Raw genomic sequence first — 17,627 nt, forward strand, 5'->3', positions numbered from 1 at the left:
CTTTTTGTTTTTTGTCACTTATGAGTCTGACTATGTTGGGCTTTTTTTGTTAAATATTACGAACTAGCAATTCGCATGCAAAAATATAAAATTCTATCGTCAAGTAAGTGGTCTGACTCAAGAAAAACTTGCTGAAAAAGCTGACCTATCAGTTAAATTTATCTCCATGATTGAAAGCAATCCAAAAAGAAACATCAGTATTCAAAGCTTGGCAAAAATCGCAGCAGCGTTGAATATTCCACTAGCAACATTGATCTCAAAAGAAGATGATCTTAAAGATCAAAGACCATATACTAAAATGTTGATGGATGTTTTAGAGAAGATGCCTCAAGAAGTTTCTGAATCATTTAGCATGAACTTCTTAGAAGAATATCAAGATTTTTAAAAAGTATTCAAATTAAAAAGCTCCATAATTCAAGCAAAAGAGAATTATGGAGCTTAATTTTTTGGAAAGCAATTGGAAAGCAACTACTTTCTATTATGTTATTTTAGAGTTGGATTGGTTACCAAAAATGCTGTTATATAGGCATTCCAAATTCAAATTACATTAACTAATTATTCCCATTCAATTGTCGAAGGCGGTTTACTCGTGACATCGTAAAGAATCCGGTTAACGTGATCAACCTCATTTACGATGCGAACCGAAATCTTTTGCAAGACATCCCATGGAATCTTGGCAAAGTCAGCCGTCATCCCATCAATACTGGTAACGGCCCGAATCCCAACCGCGTAGTCGTAGGTCCGACCGTCACCCATCACGCCGACGGAACGAGTGCCAGGCAAAACCGTAAAGTATTGCCAGATTTCTTCATCCAGACCGGCCTTCTTGATTTCTTCACGCAGGATCGCGTCACTTTCGCGTACGATTTCCAGCTTTTCAGGCGTAATTTCGCCCAATACCCGGATCCCCAGACCAGGACCTGGGAATGGCTGACGCCAAACCAGATCATGAGGAATGCCAAGCTTTTCACCCAGTTCACGGGTTTCGTCTTTAAACAGGCTGCGCAATGGTTCGATCAGCTTAAAGCCAAGCTTCTTTGGCAAGCCACCGACATTATGGTGTGACTTGATCGTTTGTGCCGTGTCGGTACCGGATTCGATAACGTCAGTGTAGAGCGTACCTTGAGCCAGGTATTCGGCATCCTTCATCTTCTTGGCTTCTTCATTGAAGACTTCAACGAATTCCTTGCCAATGATCTTCCGCTTTTGTTCTGGATCAGAAACGCCCTTCAGCTTGCCCAAGAAACGATCAGCGGCATCAACCTTGACGATTTTAACACCCAGATCGCGGCTCAAGGCGTTCATTACCTCATCAGCCTCGTTCTTGCGCAGCAAGCCGTGATCAACAAAGATGCAGGTCAGCTGGTCGCCAATTGCCTTGTGGATCAAAACAGCCGTAACGCTGGAGTCAACCCCGCCGGAAAGGCCCAGGATAACCTTTTTGTCGCCGACTTCTTTACGGATGCTTTCAACCTGCATGTCGATAAAGTCGTCCATTGACCAGTTCGCTTTTGCCCCACAAACGTCAAAGGCAAACTTCTTCAGAATATCCAGACCATACTGACTGTTGCGGACCTCGGCATGGAACTGAATGCCGTAAAGCTTCTTTTCGTCGTTGGCGATGGCTGAGATTGGGCAGTTCTTGCTGGTAGCAACGACCTTAAAGCCTTCTGGTGCCTCAACGACGCGATCGCCATGGCTCATCCAGACATATTGCTTCTTTGGCAAGCCCTTGAACATTACCGCGTCGTCATCGATAACTTCAATATCAGCTCGGCCATATTCAGAATCGTCAGCCTGCTCAACTTTGCCGCCCAGATCATAAGACATCAGTTGCATGCCGTAGCAGATCCCTAAAATTGGAATACCCAGCTTGTAGATTTCTGGATCGACCTTAAAGGCGTCCTTTGCATAGACACTGTTGGGGCCCCCAGAGAAAATGATGCCTTTGGGATGCATCTCTTTGATTTCTTCAGCGCTCAGCTTGTGGGAGAGCAATTCGGAATAGATGCCAAAATCACGAACCCGGCGCGTAATCAGCTGGTTGTACTGACTACCGAAGTCGAGCACAAGGATCTTGTCGAATGCATCAAGATTGACGTTAGCCACTTAGTTTCCACTCCTTTTGTAAAAGATCATTATTTTTAAATCTAAAGGCTATTTTACGGGTAAAACCGAACAAGGTCAATCCTCAAGATGATTTTATACCCTGGTTTTCCTAACATATTTCGTTAAATTAGAATTCTCATACCATATTTACGGACGATTAATTTAAAATCAGCCGGCTGCTAAGTCAGCAAACGCTTAATATCCGAACTGGCAATCGTTAATCAAGCCTCAGTCGATGCAAACTGACTGAGACTAAGTGAATAATTTCTTAAGCTTTATTTTAATTATTCTTCAGTCTTATTTCTTAAGTTAAGACCGATTTTGAGTTAACATTAATTAATATCAGCAATACGTTTTATAGAATGGTACAATCTTCGTTGACGTCAGTGCCGACAAACATGGCAAAAACGTGCTGCTCAAAGTCGGTAACAGTTATGCAGAGGGCAAAAACGTTGACTACAATAAGTTCTTTGAACGATTCTACCGTAATGACACCTCGCATAACAGTCAACTACCACCGATTAAAATCGGTGGCTTGTAGCTCACAAGCCTAACGGCTTAGAAGTAGTAACGCACTAACGTGCTCCTTCTGCTGTGGCTACATCATCGGGTGGTTGACAGCACCCGTTTAACCAACAAGGTTTACTCATTAGTTATTAATTTGCTAAAAGATGGATGTTCATTACCACTAATATACTGAGTCCCCAGGAGTTGAATGTTCATGGCGCCAATGCGATCATCATTTGATTTGTACCCGCATCGATCGCAAACATACAAATGTTCTTGATGGTTACGATTGTTTTTCCAGATGCGACCACATTTCGGACAACGTTGGCTCGTGTATTTAGCTGAAACTTGAACTACTTCGCTCCCGACTAAACGAGCCTTATAAGTTAAAAATTGGCCTAGCTGATAGAAAGCCCAGGATACTTGTTCATAGCGCTTTGCTTTTGCAACCTTTTCAGTCGCAAATCGTACATTAACTAGATTTTCCAAAACAAAGAGAGTATCAGCACCATAACGGTTAACGAGTGTCTTTGACAACTGATGATTGACATCAGTCATCCAGCGGTTCTCTCGTTGACCAATCTTCTTTAATCGGCGCTTGGCTGATTTAGTTCCTTTGCTTTGCAGCTGTTGGCGTAATCGTTTAAATTTACGGCGCTTGCGCATTACTTCTTGACCCTGGAAAAACAACGTTTTCCCTTGCTCATCATACGCAGTTGCCAAGAATCTTAATCCTCGATCAATACCAACTACATGTTGTGATTGTTCTTTTAGGTAGTCTGGCAGTTCTTTGGTTGCGCTAATGTGCATGTACCACTTACTACCAACATGTAATATCTTAGCCATTCCAAATTGCCAAGTACCGTCTAAATATTGATCGAATCCTTGGCAAGTAAATGGTGCTTTTATACGACCATTAACTGTATTGATAGACATTACATGATTGTCTTTAAGTGACCAATCACGATTGCGTTGTAAATCTAATTGAGGTCGTTTGAAACTGATCGGATACCATAGCCAATCTAGAGTGCGGGACTCATTTTCCCAAATATCGTTGCCATATTGATCCTGCCTGCCTGTGTTATAACGATAAGGTTTTTGAGCCAATTGTGTTTTAACAGTTCGATAACGAGCAACGACATTACGAATTGCTGACTGAGCCATTTGCGCTTTTAATCCATAATCTTTTCGCAATTGATGGTACAACGCCCTGTTTAACTTCGCTTGAGCCATTTCAAAGCTATGGTTAAACATATACTGAGAAACTGCATTACAAGCTTGCCGGTAATTCTCTAAGGATTTAGCTAAAGCCGATTCATCAAGTGGTGACTGTAACTTTAATTTGCACTTAATAGTAATGGCTTGTTGCATTAGGTTCACCTCACTTTCTTCATAGCTTAATTATACTATATTTATATGTGAAATTTAAGAAAGGAAAAAAGCGAAAAAAGAAGCACCATAATAGGTGCTTGAGTGGGGCTTTCCTCCCGTCACTAAAGTAACGGGTATCCAGCCTAGGTATTATCAATGAAAAAAGATCTGGGTTTGGGATTGGTCTTTCAATCGCCCAAAACCTGGTCAAAAACTTCAAAGGCAGCCTAAGCGTTAACTGGAAAGACGACACCATCTATTTTACCGTCAGCTTTAAAAGTCTTAAGTAATCCAGTCACAGCAACGCAAAAACACAATAGACTACTACGGCCGCGCCCTTGATAACCAGTCGCGGCATCGCAAAATACCCGACCAAAACACAGCGCCCCAGCAAGCAGGCTTGTTGGAGCGCTTTTTCTTGTAGATTCAGCTGACAATGAGCGTAAAAGTCGTTGCTAAGCATTGATTGGACCAAATTATGCGAAAAATCAAGGAATAGTAGGTAGTTTCAAGCCCCATAGCAGCTTAGGGGACCATTTTCTTCACAAGACCGGCTTACCTTAACCGTCTCACATTGCCAGGTTTCCAAAAAGTCATCGCTATTCCCCGCCAGAAAGCTTTGTCAGCAAGATCCCAACATCACTAAGCAATACTGCTGACACTTGCCATCATGACTTGAGTAACGTTCCTTAGTCTTCTCGCAGATAAATCCGATCAATATGGTGATTTTCGGCTTTATGCAGAATCACATCGGCCCGATTGCGCGTTGGCAGGATATAGTCGCGCAGATTTGGCAAGTCGACCGTATCCCACACTTTCCGAGCCATCGCAAAAGCTTGTTGACGATTGCCCTTGGTGTAAGGATAGTAATAATTGCTTGGATCTTGAAAAGCCGTATCTAGAAGCATACCGAATCGTTCTAAGTACCATTGTTCAATCAATTCGGGTTCGGCATCAATATAAATCGCAAAATCAAAAAAGTCGCTGACGTAGATTCGCTGCGTAGTTGGCAGTTGCAAGACGTTAATTCCTTCAACGATTAAGACGTCTGGTTTCTCAATTACCTGGTACTCGTCCGGAACAATATCATAGACACTGTGCGAATAAATCGGTGCCTGTACGTAATCCTTGCCGGCATTGACGTCATTTAAAAAGGTCAATAGCTTTTCCATATCATAACTTTCCGGGAATCCCTTGCGCGCCATGATTCCTCGCTTTTCCAACTCACGATTGGGATAGATAAAGCCATCAGTTGTAATCAGCTCAACCTGTTTATCTGGCATCAAGCGTTTCAGCAAAATCTGCAGCAATCGTGCGGAAGTACTCTTGCCGACTGCCACTGAACCAGCAATTCCAATAATATAAGGTATTCGCCGCATTGGTTTACGCAAAAAGGTCATCTTCTGCAGCTGCATCTGCAAGTAGTTTTGATACTGCAATTGGATCAGCTTAATTAAAGGCAGATAGACCTCACGTACATCCGCCAGCGAGATCTGGTCATTGAGCGATTTAATATCATCAAGGTTTTCCTGGGTTAAGAAAGTTTTGCCATAGGGGAAAAAACTATGCCAGGTTTCACGATCAAAGCGATCATAATTCAGCCATTCATCCATGTTATTTTGATCCTTTTTGTCAAATTTCTTTTTTAATTTTATCACAAACGATCGCTATGTGTGAAAACGTTCGCAAGTGTAAAATAAATCGTAATCCTTTCGCTACTGGCACGGTATAGCTAACATTACAGTACTGCCCCTGTTCCAGCAGCGGCCTTTTGGTAAACAGAGCAGAGCAACAGCTATTTGCGCCTATCGTAATGATCTGTTCTGCTGCAGCCATCGTTTTGCGTCCAGACCAGCATATCAGCCGTGCCTCATTAAAAAAGCTCAGCCGTTTAAGCGACTGAGCTTTTGGATTATTTAGTCGGGAACTTCAGCGTGACGCCTTTTAATTCAGGTGCATCGGTCGTGTATTGATCCAGCGTTGATTGGTTGTTGTTTTGACTCTTCAAGCTGGTCTTGCTCTTCTTTTGCGCCTGTTTAAGCTGTTTCAAGCCATTCTTCAGCGTGTACGAGTAGCTCTTCTTGTTGACTGTCTTAAAGCCTTTCAGTTTGTAGAAACGCAGCAGGTCGCCATTGACGACCTTATCAGACAGGCCAAGATCCGTCGTGACATACTTTTGAATCTTGGCAAACTCGGCTTTCTGGGCCTTGGTTGGCGACTTGATCTCCTTGCCGCTGCTGGTGTAGTAGTAATCCCCATTGTACTTGGTGTACTTGTTGGTTACCCAGTCACCATTTCTAAATGGCACGATCTGGTTGCGGTTCTTAGAAAGCAGGTCTTGACCAAACTGAACGTATTTATTGGAACTGATGCCCAATAGATCCTCAATGGTTGGCAGAACGTCGATTTCACCACCATAAGTATGGTTGACGCCGCCCTTTAAGCCTTCCATGTTGATCATGAACGGTACTTTCTGGAACATTGCCAGGTCATAATTGTCAACTGACTTCTTACCCAAGATCTGAGCAATAGCTGCCTTGTGGTTGTTGGAGATTCCATAATGGTCACCATACAGAACCAGCATCGTATTCTTGCGCAGACCGGTTGAATCCAGGTAGTTGAGCAGTTCGCCAACTGATTCATCCAGGTAGCGAGCTGTTTGGACATAATGATCAACCGTACTGTCACCGGTATTCCATGACTTGATTGAAGTATTTTTCTTGTCAATGATGTAAGGATAGTGGTTCGAGACCGTAATCAGCTTAGCATAGAATGGCTGTGGCAGCTGTTCCAGATAGTATGCGGATTCCTTTAAGAACAGCTTGTCTTTGACCCCATAACCCATGTCCTCATCCTTAACCTTTGGCAGATAGTCCTTGCTAAAGAAGTACTGGTAGCCAAAGCTCTTGTAGGCATTGTCACGGTTCCAGAAACTAGGCACGTCACCATGGAATGAGGCCGTAGTGTAGCCCAGCTTTTGTTCCAACAGAGCTGGCGCCGACTGGAACGTGTTGGTCGTCCCGTCAGTAACCATGGCCGAACCTTCTGGCAGACCATACAGCGAGTTTTCCAGCATCAATTCTGCATCGGCTGTCTTCCCTTGACCAACCTGGTTGAAGAAGTTGTCAAACGAAATCGTATCGCTGGCATGGTAAAGCTTGTTTAAGTTTGGCGTAACCTCTTCACCTTTCCACTTGTAATCGATCATAAACTGCTGGAAGCTTTCCAAGTGGATGATGATGATGTTTTTGCCTTTTGCCTGCCCATAATATTCAATATTTGGCGAAGCATAGTTTTTCTTTAAGAACTTCAAGACTGGCTTGATGTCATTGCTGTTGGCCTTAGCCTTAACCGCACTGTTATGGGTAGTCTTGACGCCATCATAGATCGTATAGGCCTGCAGTCCCAAGTATTTGACGATGTAGTTGTTGTCAAAAGTCCGCGTCAACAGCTGCGGGCGATCCTTTTCTGCCATGGCCAGGTTAGCACCAAACAGCACGAAGCCAATCATCGTAATCGTCATTGCATAGCGAACCTTAAAGTAACGCATATCAATCCGAATAAAATGCGCAGCCAGCAGAACGATCAAGATGATCACATCAGCGTAAACCAAAAAGTCGGTTGGCTTAATGATACCCATCAGACTCTTGCCCAGGTTGTTTGATGCCGCTCCAGAACCTTTGATGATGTTAAAGGTAATAAAGTCGGAAAATTCTCGGTAATAGAGAATATTGGCAAACAGCCAGGTCGAAAGCAGAAAATTAATTAAGATCATCAGCCAGTATGAAAGCCGACCGCGGAAATAAAGCGCGATGCCTAAAAAGACCAGAGCCCCAGGCAAGGTGTTAAACGCCAGCAAAAACTGCTGCATACTGTCGGAAATCCCCAAGTTGAACTTGGTTTTATAAGCCCAGTAACTCTTAATCGCAAACAAGAGCACCGTGAGAAGAAAGAAGCCCAGCTTGGTGTTCAAGCCACGCCTTACCTTCTGCAACGCTGTTTTCATAATCTTTCCCCCATCAAAAAATATCAACATTAGGTATCATACAATAAAAGATCCCTAGTCGTTACGATTATTCAACGTTTTTTAACAAATGTTTGGAATTTTTTGCATCTCAGCTTAATTGATTGCCGCCGACTTAACTGATTGGTGTTTACAAGCCCGCCTGACCATCATTAAATTTGAAGATTCTATGATAAACGATCCGTCAGCTCATACTCTTGACTCGGCACATCGGCAAACAGCTGACTGGCCTGCCCCACGCTGACGATCGTCAAATCATGCATCGCTCGTGAACAGATCGTGTAAAGCAGCTGCCGCTCACTGTCGCCATGATACTTTTGGTCGTTGGCATCCCAGACGATTACCGCGTCAAACTCAAGCCCTTTTGCCAGGTATGAAGGTACGACCAGCACACCATCAACCAGCCGCTGATTTTCAGTGCGGATCAAGGTTGCCTTAACGCCCTGCTCAGCCAGCAGCTGATAGATCTGTTCACTGTCAGCCAAGGTCTTGCCGATAATGGCAACTGCATCATGCTGTTCTTGATAGTCTTTTAGAACCGCGACGACCTGTGCGACGGCATCGTTTAGATTTGTCAGCTGGTAGATGCTTGGCCGCTTGCCTTGACGCTCAAAGGCCTCGATTTTTTCGCCATCTTTGAGAATATGCTTGGTAAAATCGGTAATCTGTTTAGTTGAGCGATATGACTTGGTCAACTGTACTACTTTCGTCTTTTCGGGATCAAACATCGTACCCAGCTGCCGCAGCAATTGCCGACTGTTGGCGCCCGTAAAGATTGCCTGGTTAAGGTCTCCCAGCAGCGTAAAGCGGGCATTGGGGAAACTGAACTTAAGATAGGCCAGCTGGAAGGCGTCATAGTCTTGAACCTCATCGACAAAGACATAGCGAATATCACGTTCGCCACGCTTACCCGTCAGCAGATCATACAAATAGAGATAGATTGAGATGCCGGCAGCACTGATCTGCCGTTCTTTCAGATCCTGCGTGGTTTTTTCGATAAATGCCACCCACTGCTGCTCGGTCAAATCAAACTTCTGCAGATCAACCATCTTTGGCAAGGCCTTTAAAAACAGCAGATACTGTGCATTGATGTTGATCCACATGTTATGACGAATTGCTCGATGAATCGGCGCGAACTCCTTTAAAACGATCTGCTTGGCATAGAAGTTGTATTCCTGCTTGTCTGATTCAAACTCGCGCGGCCGATTGTTCATCATCGCGTCCATCTGCTCTTTGCTGAGGCTTTGGACGGCTGCTTCTGCCCATTTTGAGCGCATGGCCCCGCCAACTCGGCTTCTCAGCTGATGATCCAGCGCATCTTTGGTCGCATCCAGACGATTGCCCAGGTTATAGTTGCGATTGAATGAGTAATAGATCGTCTTGATTTGTTCCTTGGTAAAAAACGGCTTGCCATGAAACATCAGATTCCGAAAGCGCAGGCCCCGCTGACCAAGCGCCCTGGCATAGGCACCAACTGCTTTAAAGCTGCTTAAGCTCGTCAATAAGCGATTGATGTTTTGATCGACTGCTGCCTGACTGCTTTCAAAGCGCTGCTGGAGCGTCTGAACGTGCAGTCTTGGCACCCGCCGATTAACGTATTGGAAGTAGGTCATTTGAACCATATTGTGCTCGCCCAGTTCTGGCAGCACCTGATCAATATAGTCGTTGAACAGCTGATTGGGACTAAACAATACCACCTGGCTGGCCGTCAGATTACCACGGTAGCGATATAAAAGCCAGGCCACACGCTGCAAGACGGCGGCCGTTTTACCTGAACCGGCGGCCCCTTGAACAAACAGCAGCTCGTCTTTAGCATCCCGAATAATCTCGTTTTGCGTTTTTTGAATAGTCGTAACGATGCTCTTCATCTTGGTGCTGGAATGCGTTCCCAAGGCACTAAGCAGCATTTGATCAGTCACAGCCTCATCGGTATCGTAAAGCGTTACGATCGTCCCATCCTCAATCTGGAACTGCCGCTTAAGACGGACATCAACCTCCTGCTTGCCAACCGGTGTCTCATAGCTGACCGGCCCCAGCTTGCCGTCATAATAAATTGAAGAAATCGGTGCCCGCCAGTCGTATACCAAAAAGTGGTCTGGCCGATCAGAGAATGATGCCAGTCCGATATAGATAGTTTCTGGTTTTTGCGCACCCTTTTCTAAAAAATCAATGCGGGCAAAATATGGCTTGGCCTCTAAGCGTTTGAGCGTACTCAGACGATCAGCCGCATGCTGCCAACTATTTTCACGCTCATCAAGCATCTGCTGCTGAGCACGAACAGACATAGCCGTATCCATCATTCCTGAATAGGTTGTGGTATTCATATGGATATCATTGAACTGCTTACTCAGGCCCTTTACATCCCGTTTGGCGTTTTCAATCGTGCCGCTGGCTTTTTCTTCAGCCTTGCGAACCTCTTTAACGACATGATCCAAATGATGCTGTTCGTATTGTTGGATTGATTCTGTCAAACTTGAACATCCTTCCTGTCTTGAAAATCTAATCTTAGAATTATAACATTTTTTGCGTTACGATTCCGTTTTTTAGGCTTGCCTGCATAAGGTCTGCTTAACTTGTCGTCTTTTGCCTGTTTTAAATAGTTCAAGAAGACTAGAATTATTTTAAAATTTGATTTGAAGGTGGAGATATTGTCATCGCTTTTTTATGCTTTGACGCACATTTCTCAAGTTGTCCTCCCCCTGTTCAATTCACTGGGCAGCTGGACCTACATCATCTTATTTGGCTTGATTTTTATGGAGACTGGCCTGGTTGTTTTCCCATGGCTGCCAGGTCAATCATTGATCTTTGTCACGTCGTCTCTTGCTGCTTTGCATGGTGCCGAAGTAAAAATGAGCATTTTGGTGCCGGGCTTTTTTATCGCTGCCGTCCTGGGCGATACGCTCAACTATTTGATCGGTACTCGCTTGATCAAATGGCCCTGGCTAGAGCAACGACTGGCTGGTCCAACCATGGAAAAAGCTAAGATCTTCTTTGCCAAATATGGCTTACGGGCTGTTATCTTTGGCCGTTTTATCCCATTGATTCGGACCTTTGTACCACTGATCTCAGGCATTGCCAAATATCATTTTGCCCGTTTCATGCTTGGTAACGTTTTAGGTGTCGCCATTTGGGTTGCTTCAGGGGCCTTGGCTGGCTATTATCTTGGCAGCATTCCTTTTGTGCAGGCCCATTTTTCAACGCTGCTGCTGGGGCTGATCATCGGCGGATCTTTACCGGCCGTCTTTTTCAATCTCATCAAGCAGATCCGTCGGCATATTATTGAACGCAACCTCTAACGCAATTTCGTACAATTTACCGTGGAATAATGGTAAACTGAATACTAAACAACGTACAGGATAATGGAGGTTTTTTCCTTTGGCAGTAAATGTTTATTTCGTTCGACACGGTCAAACCTACTTGAATCTGTTTCATAAATATCAAGGCTGGTCAGATGCACCGCTAACTGAAAAAGGTATCGAAGACGGTAAACGCGTTGGTAAAGCGCTAACCGACGTTGACTTTGACTACCTTTTCTGCAGCGATATGCGCCGTACGATCAAGACGGCAGAACTGCTGGCTGCCAGCCACCCAACCAAGATCGTTCATCCAGAACCTGATTCATCCTTCCGCGAAGTTTTTTTCGGCTTTTTCGAAGGCGAGGACACAGCTACGGCTTCCATGAATATTGGTCTTTGCCGTTCCTACGACGAACTGGTCAGCAAGTATTCTGTTGAAAAAGCCCGTGACATTACCAAAGCAGCTGACCCATTCCATTTGGCCGAAAACGATGCTGAATTTTGGCAGCGCATGGATAAGGGGTTAGACCGGCTGCGCAATCTTCCCGATGGCAGCACGGCGGTCGTTGTTTCCCACGGTGCCGCCATCCGGTCAATCGTTAGTCGCTACGCTAAAGACAAGACACTCGCCAACGAAGCACCCGTAAACGGCAGCATCACCAAACTTTCATTGACCCCAGATCAAACCGAGATCGTCTTTTACAATCAACTGAGCTTGCCTGAATAAAACCTTGCTAAAAAGGGGGAACTTTCTGTTAATGGACAATAATATACAAAGTGCTGAACCGGTAATCATCATTGGTCTCAATATGGATCAGGAAGACTATGAATACTCCATGGAGGAATTGGCTGCTCTGGCTGAAGCCAATCAAATGGAAGTTATCGATCGATTGGATCAGTCGTTGGACCGTCCCAACTCCGCCACCTACTTCGGTTCCGGCAAGGTTGAAGAACTGCGTCGTCTAGCTGAGGCTGAAGAGGTTGCCACGGTTATTGCCAATGATGAGCTGTCGCCAAGTCAGCTGCAGAATCTGGCCGATCAAACCGGCGTCCGCATTCTGGATCGTACGGCTCTGATTCTAGAAATCTTTGCCAAGCGCGCCAAGAGCCGTGAAGCCAAAATTCAAGTTGAAATTGCCCAACTGCAATACCAATTGCCACGCCTACAGACGGCTGCCAACCAGCGGCTTGATCAGCAAACCGGTGGCGGGGCCGGCTTTACCAACCGTGGTGCCGGTGAAACCAAGCTGGAAATGAATCGGCGTACGATCAACCATAAGATTAGCCATCTGCGGGCTGAATTAAAAGAAATCGCCAAATCAGAAGACGTCAAACGGGCTAAACGAGAAAAAAGCGATACGCCAACTGCGGCCCTGGTCGGTTATACCAATGCCGGTAAATCAACCATCATGAATCAATTAGTCAGTCGCTTTGGAATCTCCGAAGAAAAGCAGGTTTTTGAAAAAAACATGCTGTTTGCTACCCTGGATACCAGCGTACGCCAATTGACGCTGCCGGATCAAAAACGTTTCTTGCTTAGTGATACGGTTGGTTTTGTCAGTAAACTACCAACGCATCTGATTGAAGCCTTTAAATCAACGCTAGCTGAAGCTGCGGGTGCTGACCTTTTAATCCAGGTTATTGATTATTCCGACCCCAACTACGAAGCCATGATGCGCACGACTGAAAAAACGCTCAAGCAGATCGGCATTGAAAACATTCCGATGCTCTACGTCTTTAATAAGGCTGATCAAACTGAGTTTGAATATCCAGTCATGGAAGGCGATAACCGCATCATCATCTCGGCTAAGGATGACGAATCCATTCAGCTCTTGGTCCAGGCCTTGCGCCGCCATCTATTCAAAGACTATGTGCAGGCTGACCTCTTGATTCCATTTGCCGATGGACGAACGGTTTCCTACATCAATGAAAACTGCAACATTTTAGAAACCGCGTACCTTAATGACGGTACGCGGCTGAAAGTCGAGATGTCGCCCCAAGACTACGCACGTTTTGAACGCTACGTCATTACCAAATAAAAAGCTCCGGCATCGACCAACATCGGTGTCAGAGCTTTTTACTTTGAATTACCAGCCAGCTACTGCATTTATCTATAAGCAGTTAATCTCTGACTCCAAGCTGTCCCAGGCTAAAATGACTAGTCTACGCTATTGTGTCCAAGATGATTTGAAACTGCATGAATTGAGTTTTTGGCAAAATCAATCACATCCTGCTGTGGAACCTCATAGTTGTTTTGACGCCACCAGTAGAAAGCCCCCAGAATCGAGCCGCTCATAATATAAGCCAGCATTTCCGGATTCTTGGAATTTCTCAGCGCCAGTGTGATCGTATCATTATTTTCAGCATCATGACGCTGCTTGAGCAAAATCTCACTGACGATCTTCATAATCTCGCCATATAACGAGCTGTGCGAGCTGCTATCAGTCAGATTACGAAAGATCTCGCGATTGTCTCCAACATACTTGATAATGATCTCAACAAACTCATCTTCATTACGATCTGATTGCTCAATCAAAATATTCAAGCGCGTATTGATCGTTTGCTCCAACAAGTCATACTTGTCATGAAAATAACGGTAAAAGCTGCTGCGATGCAAGAGTGCCTCATTACAGATTTGATCAATCGTCAAATGTTCAAATTGGTGGGTCTTCAATAGGCTTTCCAATGCATTTTGGAAATCTCGAACAGTTCGATTCATTTTCATTAAAATTGGCCTTTCTATCTTGAGATTGTGCTTAGATTATAAAACGTTGCTTTATGAAACAACATATTTTTATTAATATTATAGTCCTTTAACAAGACAGTTCAATCATTGTGTTTTTTTAATTTGTCTTATTTTTAGCATTTTTTATCACAATCTAGCAGAATATGGTACAATCTTTCTATGAAAACGTTTGCTTTTTAAGAGGTGGATTAAATTATGGAAATTAAAGAAAGCAGTTTTGGTACTTTTGAAGGTCAAGAAGTCAAAAAATACACGCTTATCAACGATCAAGACATGCGGGTCAGCGTTTTGAACTATGCCGGCCTTTTGCAGGAAATCTCAGTTCCTGGCAAAGATGGCAAGCGTGTCAACTTGGTTTTAAGTGCTGCTGACATTGAGCACTTCACCGACAACGGCATGTGCAACAACCGTGTGATTGGTCTGGTTGCCGGTCGTTTGGGTAAAGGTGAGTTTACGATCGATGGTCAAAAATACCACGTTGACACCAACGAAAACGGCAATACGCTTCACGGTGGTCCTAATGGCCTGGGCAACCAATTCTTTGATGCGCAAACCGTTACGACGCCAAACACCGTTAAAGTCGTTTTAACCAAGACGATGACGCCTGAAATCGACTCCTTCCCTGGCAATGAAAAGGTTACGGTCACCTACTCACTGAGCAACGATAACCGAGTTGTGATCGATCTGGACGGTGAAACGGATGCCAACACCTTATTCAACCCAACCGTTCACACCTACTTCAACTTAGGCGATCCTGACGTGGCCACCGTTGAAGATCAAGTACTGCAGGTCAATTCCAAGTTCCATCTGGATGTTGATGGCGAAAAGATTCCAACTGGCAAGAAGCTGGTTAACGCCGGGACACCATTTGATTTCCAGACTCCTCGTCGCTTGGGCGATGCCTTAAACGAAATGAAGGACACCAAAGAAGGCGGCTTTGATGACATCTGGCAAGTTGAACCAAGTACAAACGTCAACCACGAACCCGTTGCCGTGTTATCTGATCCTGCCAGCGGTCGCAAAATGAAGCTGTACTCAGATCGCAACGGTCTGGTTATGTACACCGCTAACGGCATGGACAGTTCGCTTAAGTTCAACCGGCCAAGTGCTTCATGGTGTGCTTTGGCAATGGAAGCCCAAACGCTTTCTGATACGCCGCACCACCCAGAATTCGGTGACATTACCCTGCGGCCTGGCAAGTCAGCCCATCACCGCATCGTATACGCAATTGAATTCTAATTAAATCTGCTTAGTAAAACCGGCAGCCAGCGAGACAGACTGTCGGTTTTGCTATAGAATAGGGTCTATATAAGGAGTGATCGATTAATGAGAATCAATATCTTGCAGCACACCCCCAACGAAGGCCCCGGCGTGATCAGTGAATGGGCGCACCAGCGCGGCCACGAGATCTACGTTTATCATCCTGCCCAGTTCAACAAGCTGCCCAAGGCTGATGAAACCGATATGCTGGTGATCTTAGGCGGTCCCATGAGTCCCAACGATGATCTGGACTGGATCAAAAAAGAACGGCAATTGATCAAGGAACTCTTGGCTCAAGACAAGCCAATGTTTGGTGCCTGCTTTGGTGGCCAGCAGCTGGCTATGACTTTGGGCGCCACGGTCAAAGACTCACCAGTCAAAGAAGTCGGCTGGGCGCCGGTATCCAAAAAGAGTGACGTCATCCCTGGCTTGCCTGAAACCTCAACCGTTTTACACTGGCACCAGCAGATGTTTACCATTCCGGCGGGAGCCAAATTGCTTTATTCATCGGCTGGCCTAAGAGAGCAGGGCTTTGTCTACGGCCATCGTGTCGTTGGCCTGCAGTTTCATTTTGAGCCATTAGCCGATAACGTCCGTGAGATCGTTGTCAATGATGGCGAGTATGCAGCCGGTTCGATTCTTAATCAAACGCCGGCTGAGATTATTGCTCATCCCGTACCTAAAGAAAATGCCGCGACCATGTTTAAGATCTTGGACTGGATCAACGAATGAACTGCCGTCTGTCCTATTTGAAGTATTAATGCAGCAAAAAAGCTGTTGGTTTGGTGTGTACCCAAAAAGCTGGAATTGAATATTAATTACTTGTAAACTGAATAAAAAATTTTTATTAGGCAGCCAGCCGTGCTTCATATTGAAGTGGGGTCAGGTTGCCTAATTTTGTTTGTATCCGGCGGTGGTTGTAGTAATCAATCCACTCTTCAATGGCTTGAATTAAGTCTTCTTGATTGGCATAGTCAGTATCCGGCTTGATTTCTGCTTTAAGTTTGCTAAAGACGGTCTCACAGGCGGCGTTATCCAGACACGTTGCTCGATGGGACATGCTTTGACGAATCCGGCCATGCTTTAATAAGACTCGCCAGGCACGATGCTGGTACTGCCAGCCTTGATCTGTATGCAGAGTTAATTGATACCCAGTGTGCGGTAAAAGATCGATTAGCTTGTGCAGCGGCTTAAGGCTGAATTCGAGAGTTGGATGCGTCTCGATTTCCCAAGTCAGAATCTGGTTGGTTGCCAAATCCTTGATAATTTCCAGATAAACCTTACTGCCGTCCTTAGCCTTCAATTCAGTAATGTCGCAGACCATCTTTTGATATTTGCGATTACTCATAAAGCGACGACGGATTACGTTTTTAGCCTTCTTACCCGATGGACCCTTGGAAGAATCGTACTTGTGGCGGCGTTTGCTGTATTTTGTACATTTGAGTCCCATCTCACGCATCAAGCGGTAAATTCGTTTGTGATTGGGCAGCGGACGACTGATAATTCGGTAGTAGTCACGTACTTGCGCGCTCAGCCGACGAACGCCATAGTCGCCCTCAAAATATTCAAACAGGCCCTTGATGACGGATTTAAGCTCTTCTTCGGCTTCATCAGGGTGTTCAAACTTAGCCTGCCAATACTGGTAAGTCGACATAGAGATTGGCAGTGCTTCAATCAGGTCTTTCAAACGATATTTTGCCTTGAGGTCATAAATTACTTGGGCAAGTTCTTTTTTGGATGCTTTCTCAAGGCTGCCAATTTTTTTGAGGCGTCGAGTTGAATCTTTAAGGATAAGTTCTCTTTTTGGAGAAGCTGATTCTGTTTCTTTAAACGTTGAATTTCTTTCTCGTGATTTGAGTTCATGTTTTGATTTCCTTCTTGGTCGTAGTTTTAAGAGGGCTTGTGCTCCATGTTCGTTGTACTGACACTCCCATTGATAGACAGAGCCTGATGAACGAAAGCCAAAGTGGATACAGGTCTCTGGAATGGAAGCTAGGTTTTGTTGCTTCCACTTTACCAGATTTAAGCGGAAATCCCCAGTTACGGTTGGTGGATTCAATAGTTTTTCCTTGCCGAAACGTGCATAAATACCCACGCAGATTTGAAAGTCAAGCTTTGCAATCCCGTATTTGCGAGCGATCCCCCGCAGAGAGCTTGCGGTTGTACAGTATTCTTCAATTGCCTTGATCTTAGTCTCTATGCTGATTTTGGTCATAAAAATACCCCCAAAGTTGTATGGCTATAATGCCCTCTAAGTATACAGATGAAATAGAAAATTCATCTTATATTTGGAGGGCATTTAAAATTGGCTAGA

13 protein-coding genes and 1 pseudogene are annotated in these 17,627 nt (G+C 44.8%); 7 read left to right on the top strand and 7 right to left on the bottom strand.

The genetic code is table 11. The annotated features are described in order from the left end of the window. Positions 1 to 112 precede the first annotated feature (112 nt). Complete coding sequence (locus QOS03_RS08020; RefSeq protein WP_408612090.1) at positions 113 to 385, top strand: helix-turn-helix domain-containing protein; 273 nt, start codon at positions 113 to 115, stop codon at positions 383 to 385. 170 nt (positions 386 to 555) lie between these two features. On the opposite strand, the gene guaA is transcribed toward QOS03_RS08020, so the two are convergent. Then, a complete protein-coding gene (gene guaA / locus QOS03_RS08025; RefSeq protein WP_283576029.1) occupies positions 556 to 2,109 on the bottom strand; it encodes a glutamine-hydrolyzing GMP synthase in 1,554 nt (517 codons plus the stop codon). Between the two features lie 642 nt (positions 2,110 to 2,751). Next, positions 2,752 to 3,987 (bottom strand): transposase, encoded by a 1,236-nt coding sequence (locus QOS03_RS08030; RefSeq protein WP_283576030.1) that lies wholly within the window; start codon positions 3,985 to 3,987, stop codon positions 2,752 to 2,754. A 155-nt stretch (positions 3,988 to 4,142) separates the two neighbouring features. Between QOS03_RS08030 and QOS03_RS08035 the strand changes: the two are divergent. Then, positions 4,143 to 4,277 (top strand): annotated as a pseudogene (locus tag QOS03_RS08035) (ATP-binding protein); the annotation flags it as partial. A gap of 399 nt (positions 4,278 to 4,676) precedes the next feature. Here the strand turns inward: QOS03_RS08035 and coaA are convergent. From coaA to helD, 3 genes are all read right to left on the bottom strand, one after another. Continuing rightward, the gene (gene coaA / locus QOS03_RS08040; protein ID WP_056967576.1) at positions 4,677 to 5,600 is read right to left on the bottom strand and encodes a type I pantothenate kinase; all 924 of its coding nucleotides are present in this window, start codon (positions 5,598 to 5,600) and stop codon (positions 4,677 to 4,679) included. A 299-nt stretch (positions 5,601 to 5,899) separates the two neighbouring features. After that, complete coding sequence (locus QOS03_RS08045; protein WP_039946001.1) at positions 5,900 to 7,993, bottom strand: LTA synthase family protein; 2,094 nt, start codon at positions 7,991 to 7,993, stop codon at positions 5,900 to 5,902. Positions 7,994 to 8,178: 185 nt separating this feature from the next. Beyond that, positions 8,179 to 10,482, bottom strand: a complete 2,304-nt coding sequence (gene helD / locus QOS03_RS08050; RefSeq protein ID WP_283576031.1) for an RNA polymerase recycling motor HelD — start codon at positions 10,480 to 10,482, stop codon at positions 8,179 to 8,181. A 177-nt stretch (positions 10,483 to 10,659) separates the two neighbouring features. Here helD and QOS03_RS08055 point away from each other — a divergent pair, with 177 nt between their 5' ends. The 3 genes from QOS03_RS08055 to hflX all read left to right on the top strand — a co-directional run bounded on the left by QOS03_RS08055 (position 10,660) and on the right by hflX (position 13,346). Continuing rightward, positions 10,660 to 11,307: a VTT domain-containing protein gene (locus QOS03_RS08055; protein WP_283576032.1), complete on the top strand. Its 648-nt coding sequence runs from the start codon at positions 10,660 to 10,662 to the stop codon at positions 11,305 to 11,307. A gap of 79 nt (positions 11,308 to 11,386) precedes the next feature. Beyond that, entirely contained in the window at positions 11,387 to 12,034 is a 648-nt protein-coding gene (locus QOS03_RS08060; RefSeq protein ID WP_283576033.1) for a histidine phosphatase family protein, read from the top strand. A gap of 31 nt (positions 12,035 to 12,065) precedes the next feature. Next, positions 12,066 to 13,346 carry a GTPase HflX gene (hflX, locus tag QOS03_RS08065; RefSeq protein ID WP_283576034.1) on the top strand — a complete coding sequence of 427 codons (1,281 nt, stop codon included), beginning with the start codon at positions 12,066 to 12,068 and terminating at the stop codon, positions 13,344 to 13,346. Positions 13,347 to 13,465: 119 nt separating this feature from the next. Here the strand turns inward: hflX and QOS03_RS08070 are convergent, their stop codons facing one another. After that, positions 13,466 to 14,032, bottom strand: a complete 567-nt coding sequence (locus QOS03_RS08070; RefSeq protein ID WP_169462656.1) for a TetR/AcrR family transcriptional regulator — start codon at positions 14,030 to 14,032, stop codon at positions 13,466 to 13,468. Positions 14,033 to 14,248: 216 nt separating this feature from the next. Here QOS03_RS08070 and QOS03_RS08075 point away from each other — a divergent pair, with 216 nt between their 5' ends. After that, on the top strand, positions 14,249 to 15,292 hold the full coding sequence (locus QOS03_RS08075; RefSeq protein ID WP_283576035.1) for an aldose epimerase family protein: 1,044 nt from the start codon (positions 14,249 to 14,251) through the stop codon (positions 15,290 to 15,292). 87 nt (positions 15,293 to 15,379) lie between these two features. Then, on the top strand, positions 15,380 to 16,045 hold the full coding sequence (locus QOS03_RS08080; protein WP_272208892.1) for a type 1 glutamine amidotransferase: 666 nt from the start codon (positions 15,380 to 15,382) through the stop codon (positions 16,043 to 16,045). Positions 16,046 to 16,160: 115 nt separating this feature from the next. Here QOS03_RS08080 and QOS03_RS08085 read toward each other — a convergent pair whose 3' ends face one another. Beyond that, complete coding sequence (locus QOS03_RS08085; protein ID WP_283576036.1) at positions 16,161 to 17,528, bottom strand: IS3 family transposase; 1,368 nt, start codon at positions 17,526 to 17,528, stop codon at positions 16,161 to 16,163. Positions 17,529 to 17,627 lie beyond the last annotated feature (99 nt).

Source organism: Limosilactobacillus pulli (assembly GCF_947381555.1).
In the GTDB taxonomy this organism is placed as follows: Bacteria; Bacillota; Bacilli; order Lactobacillales; family Lactobacillaceae; genus Limosilactobacillus; species Limosilactobacillus pulli.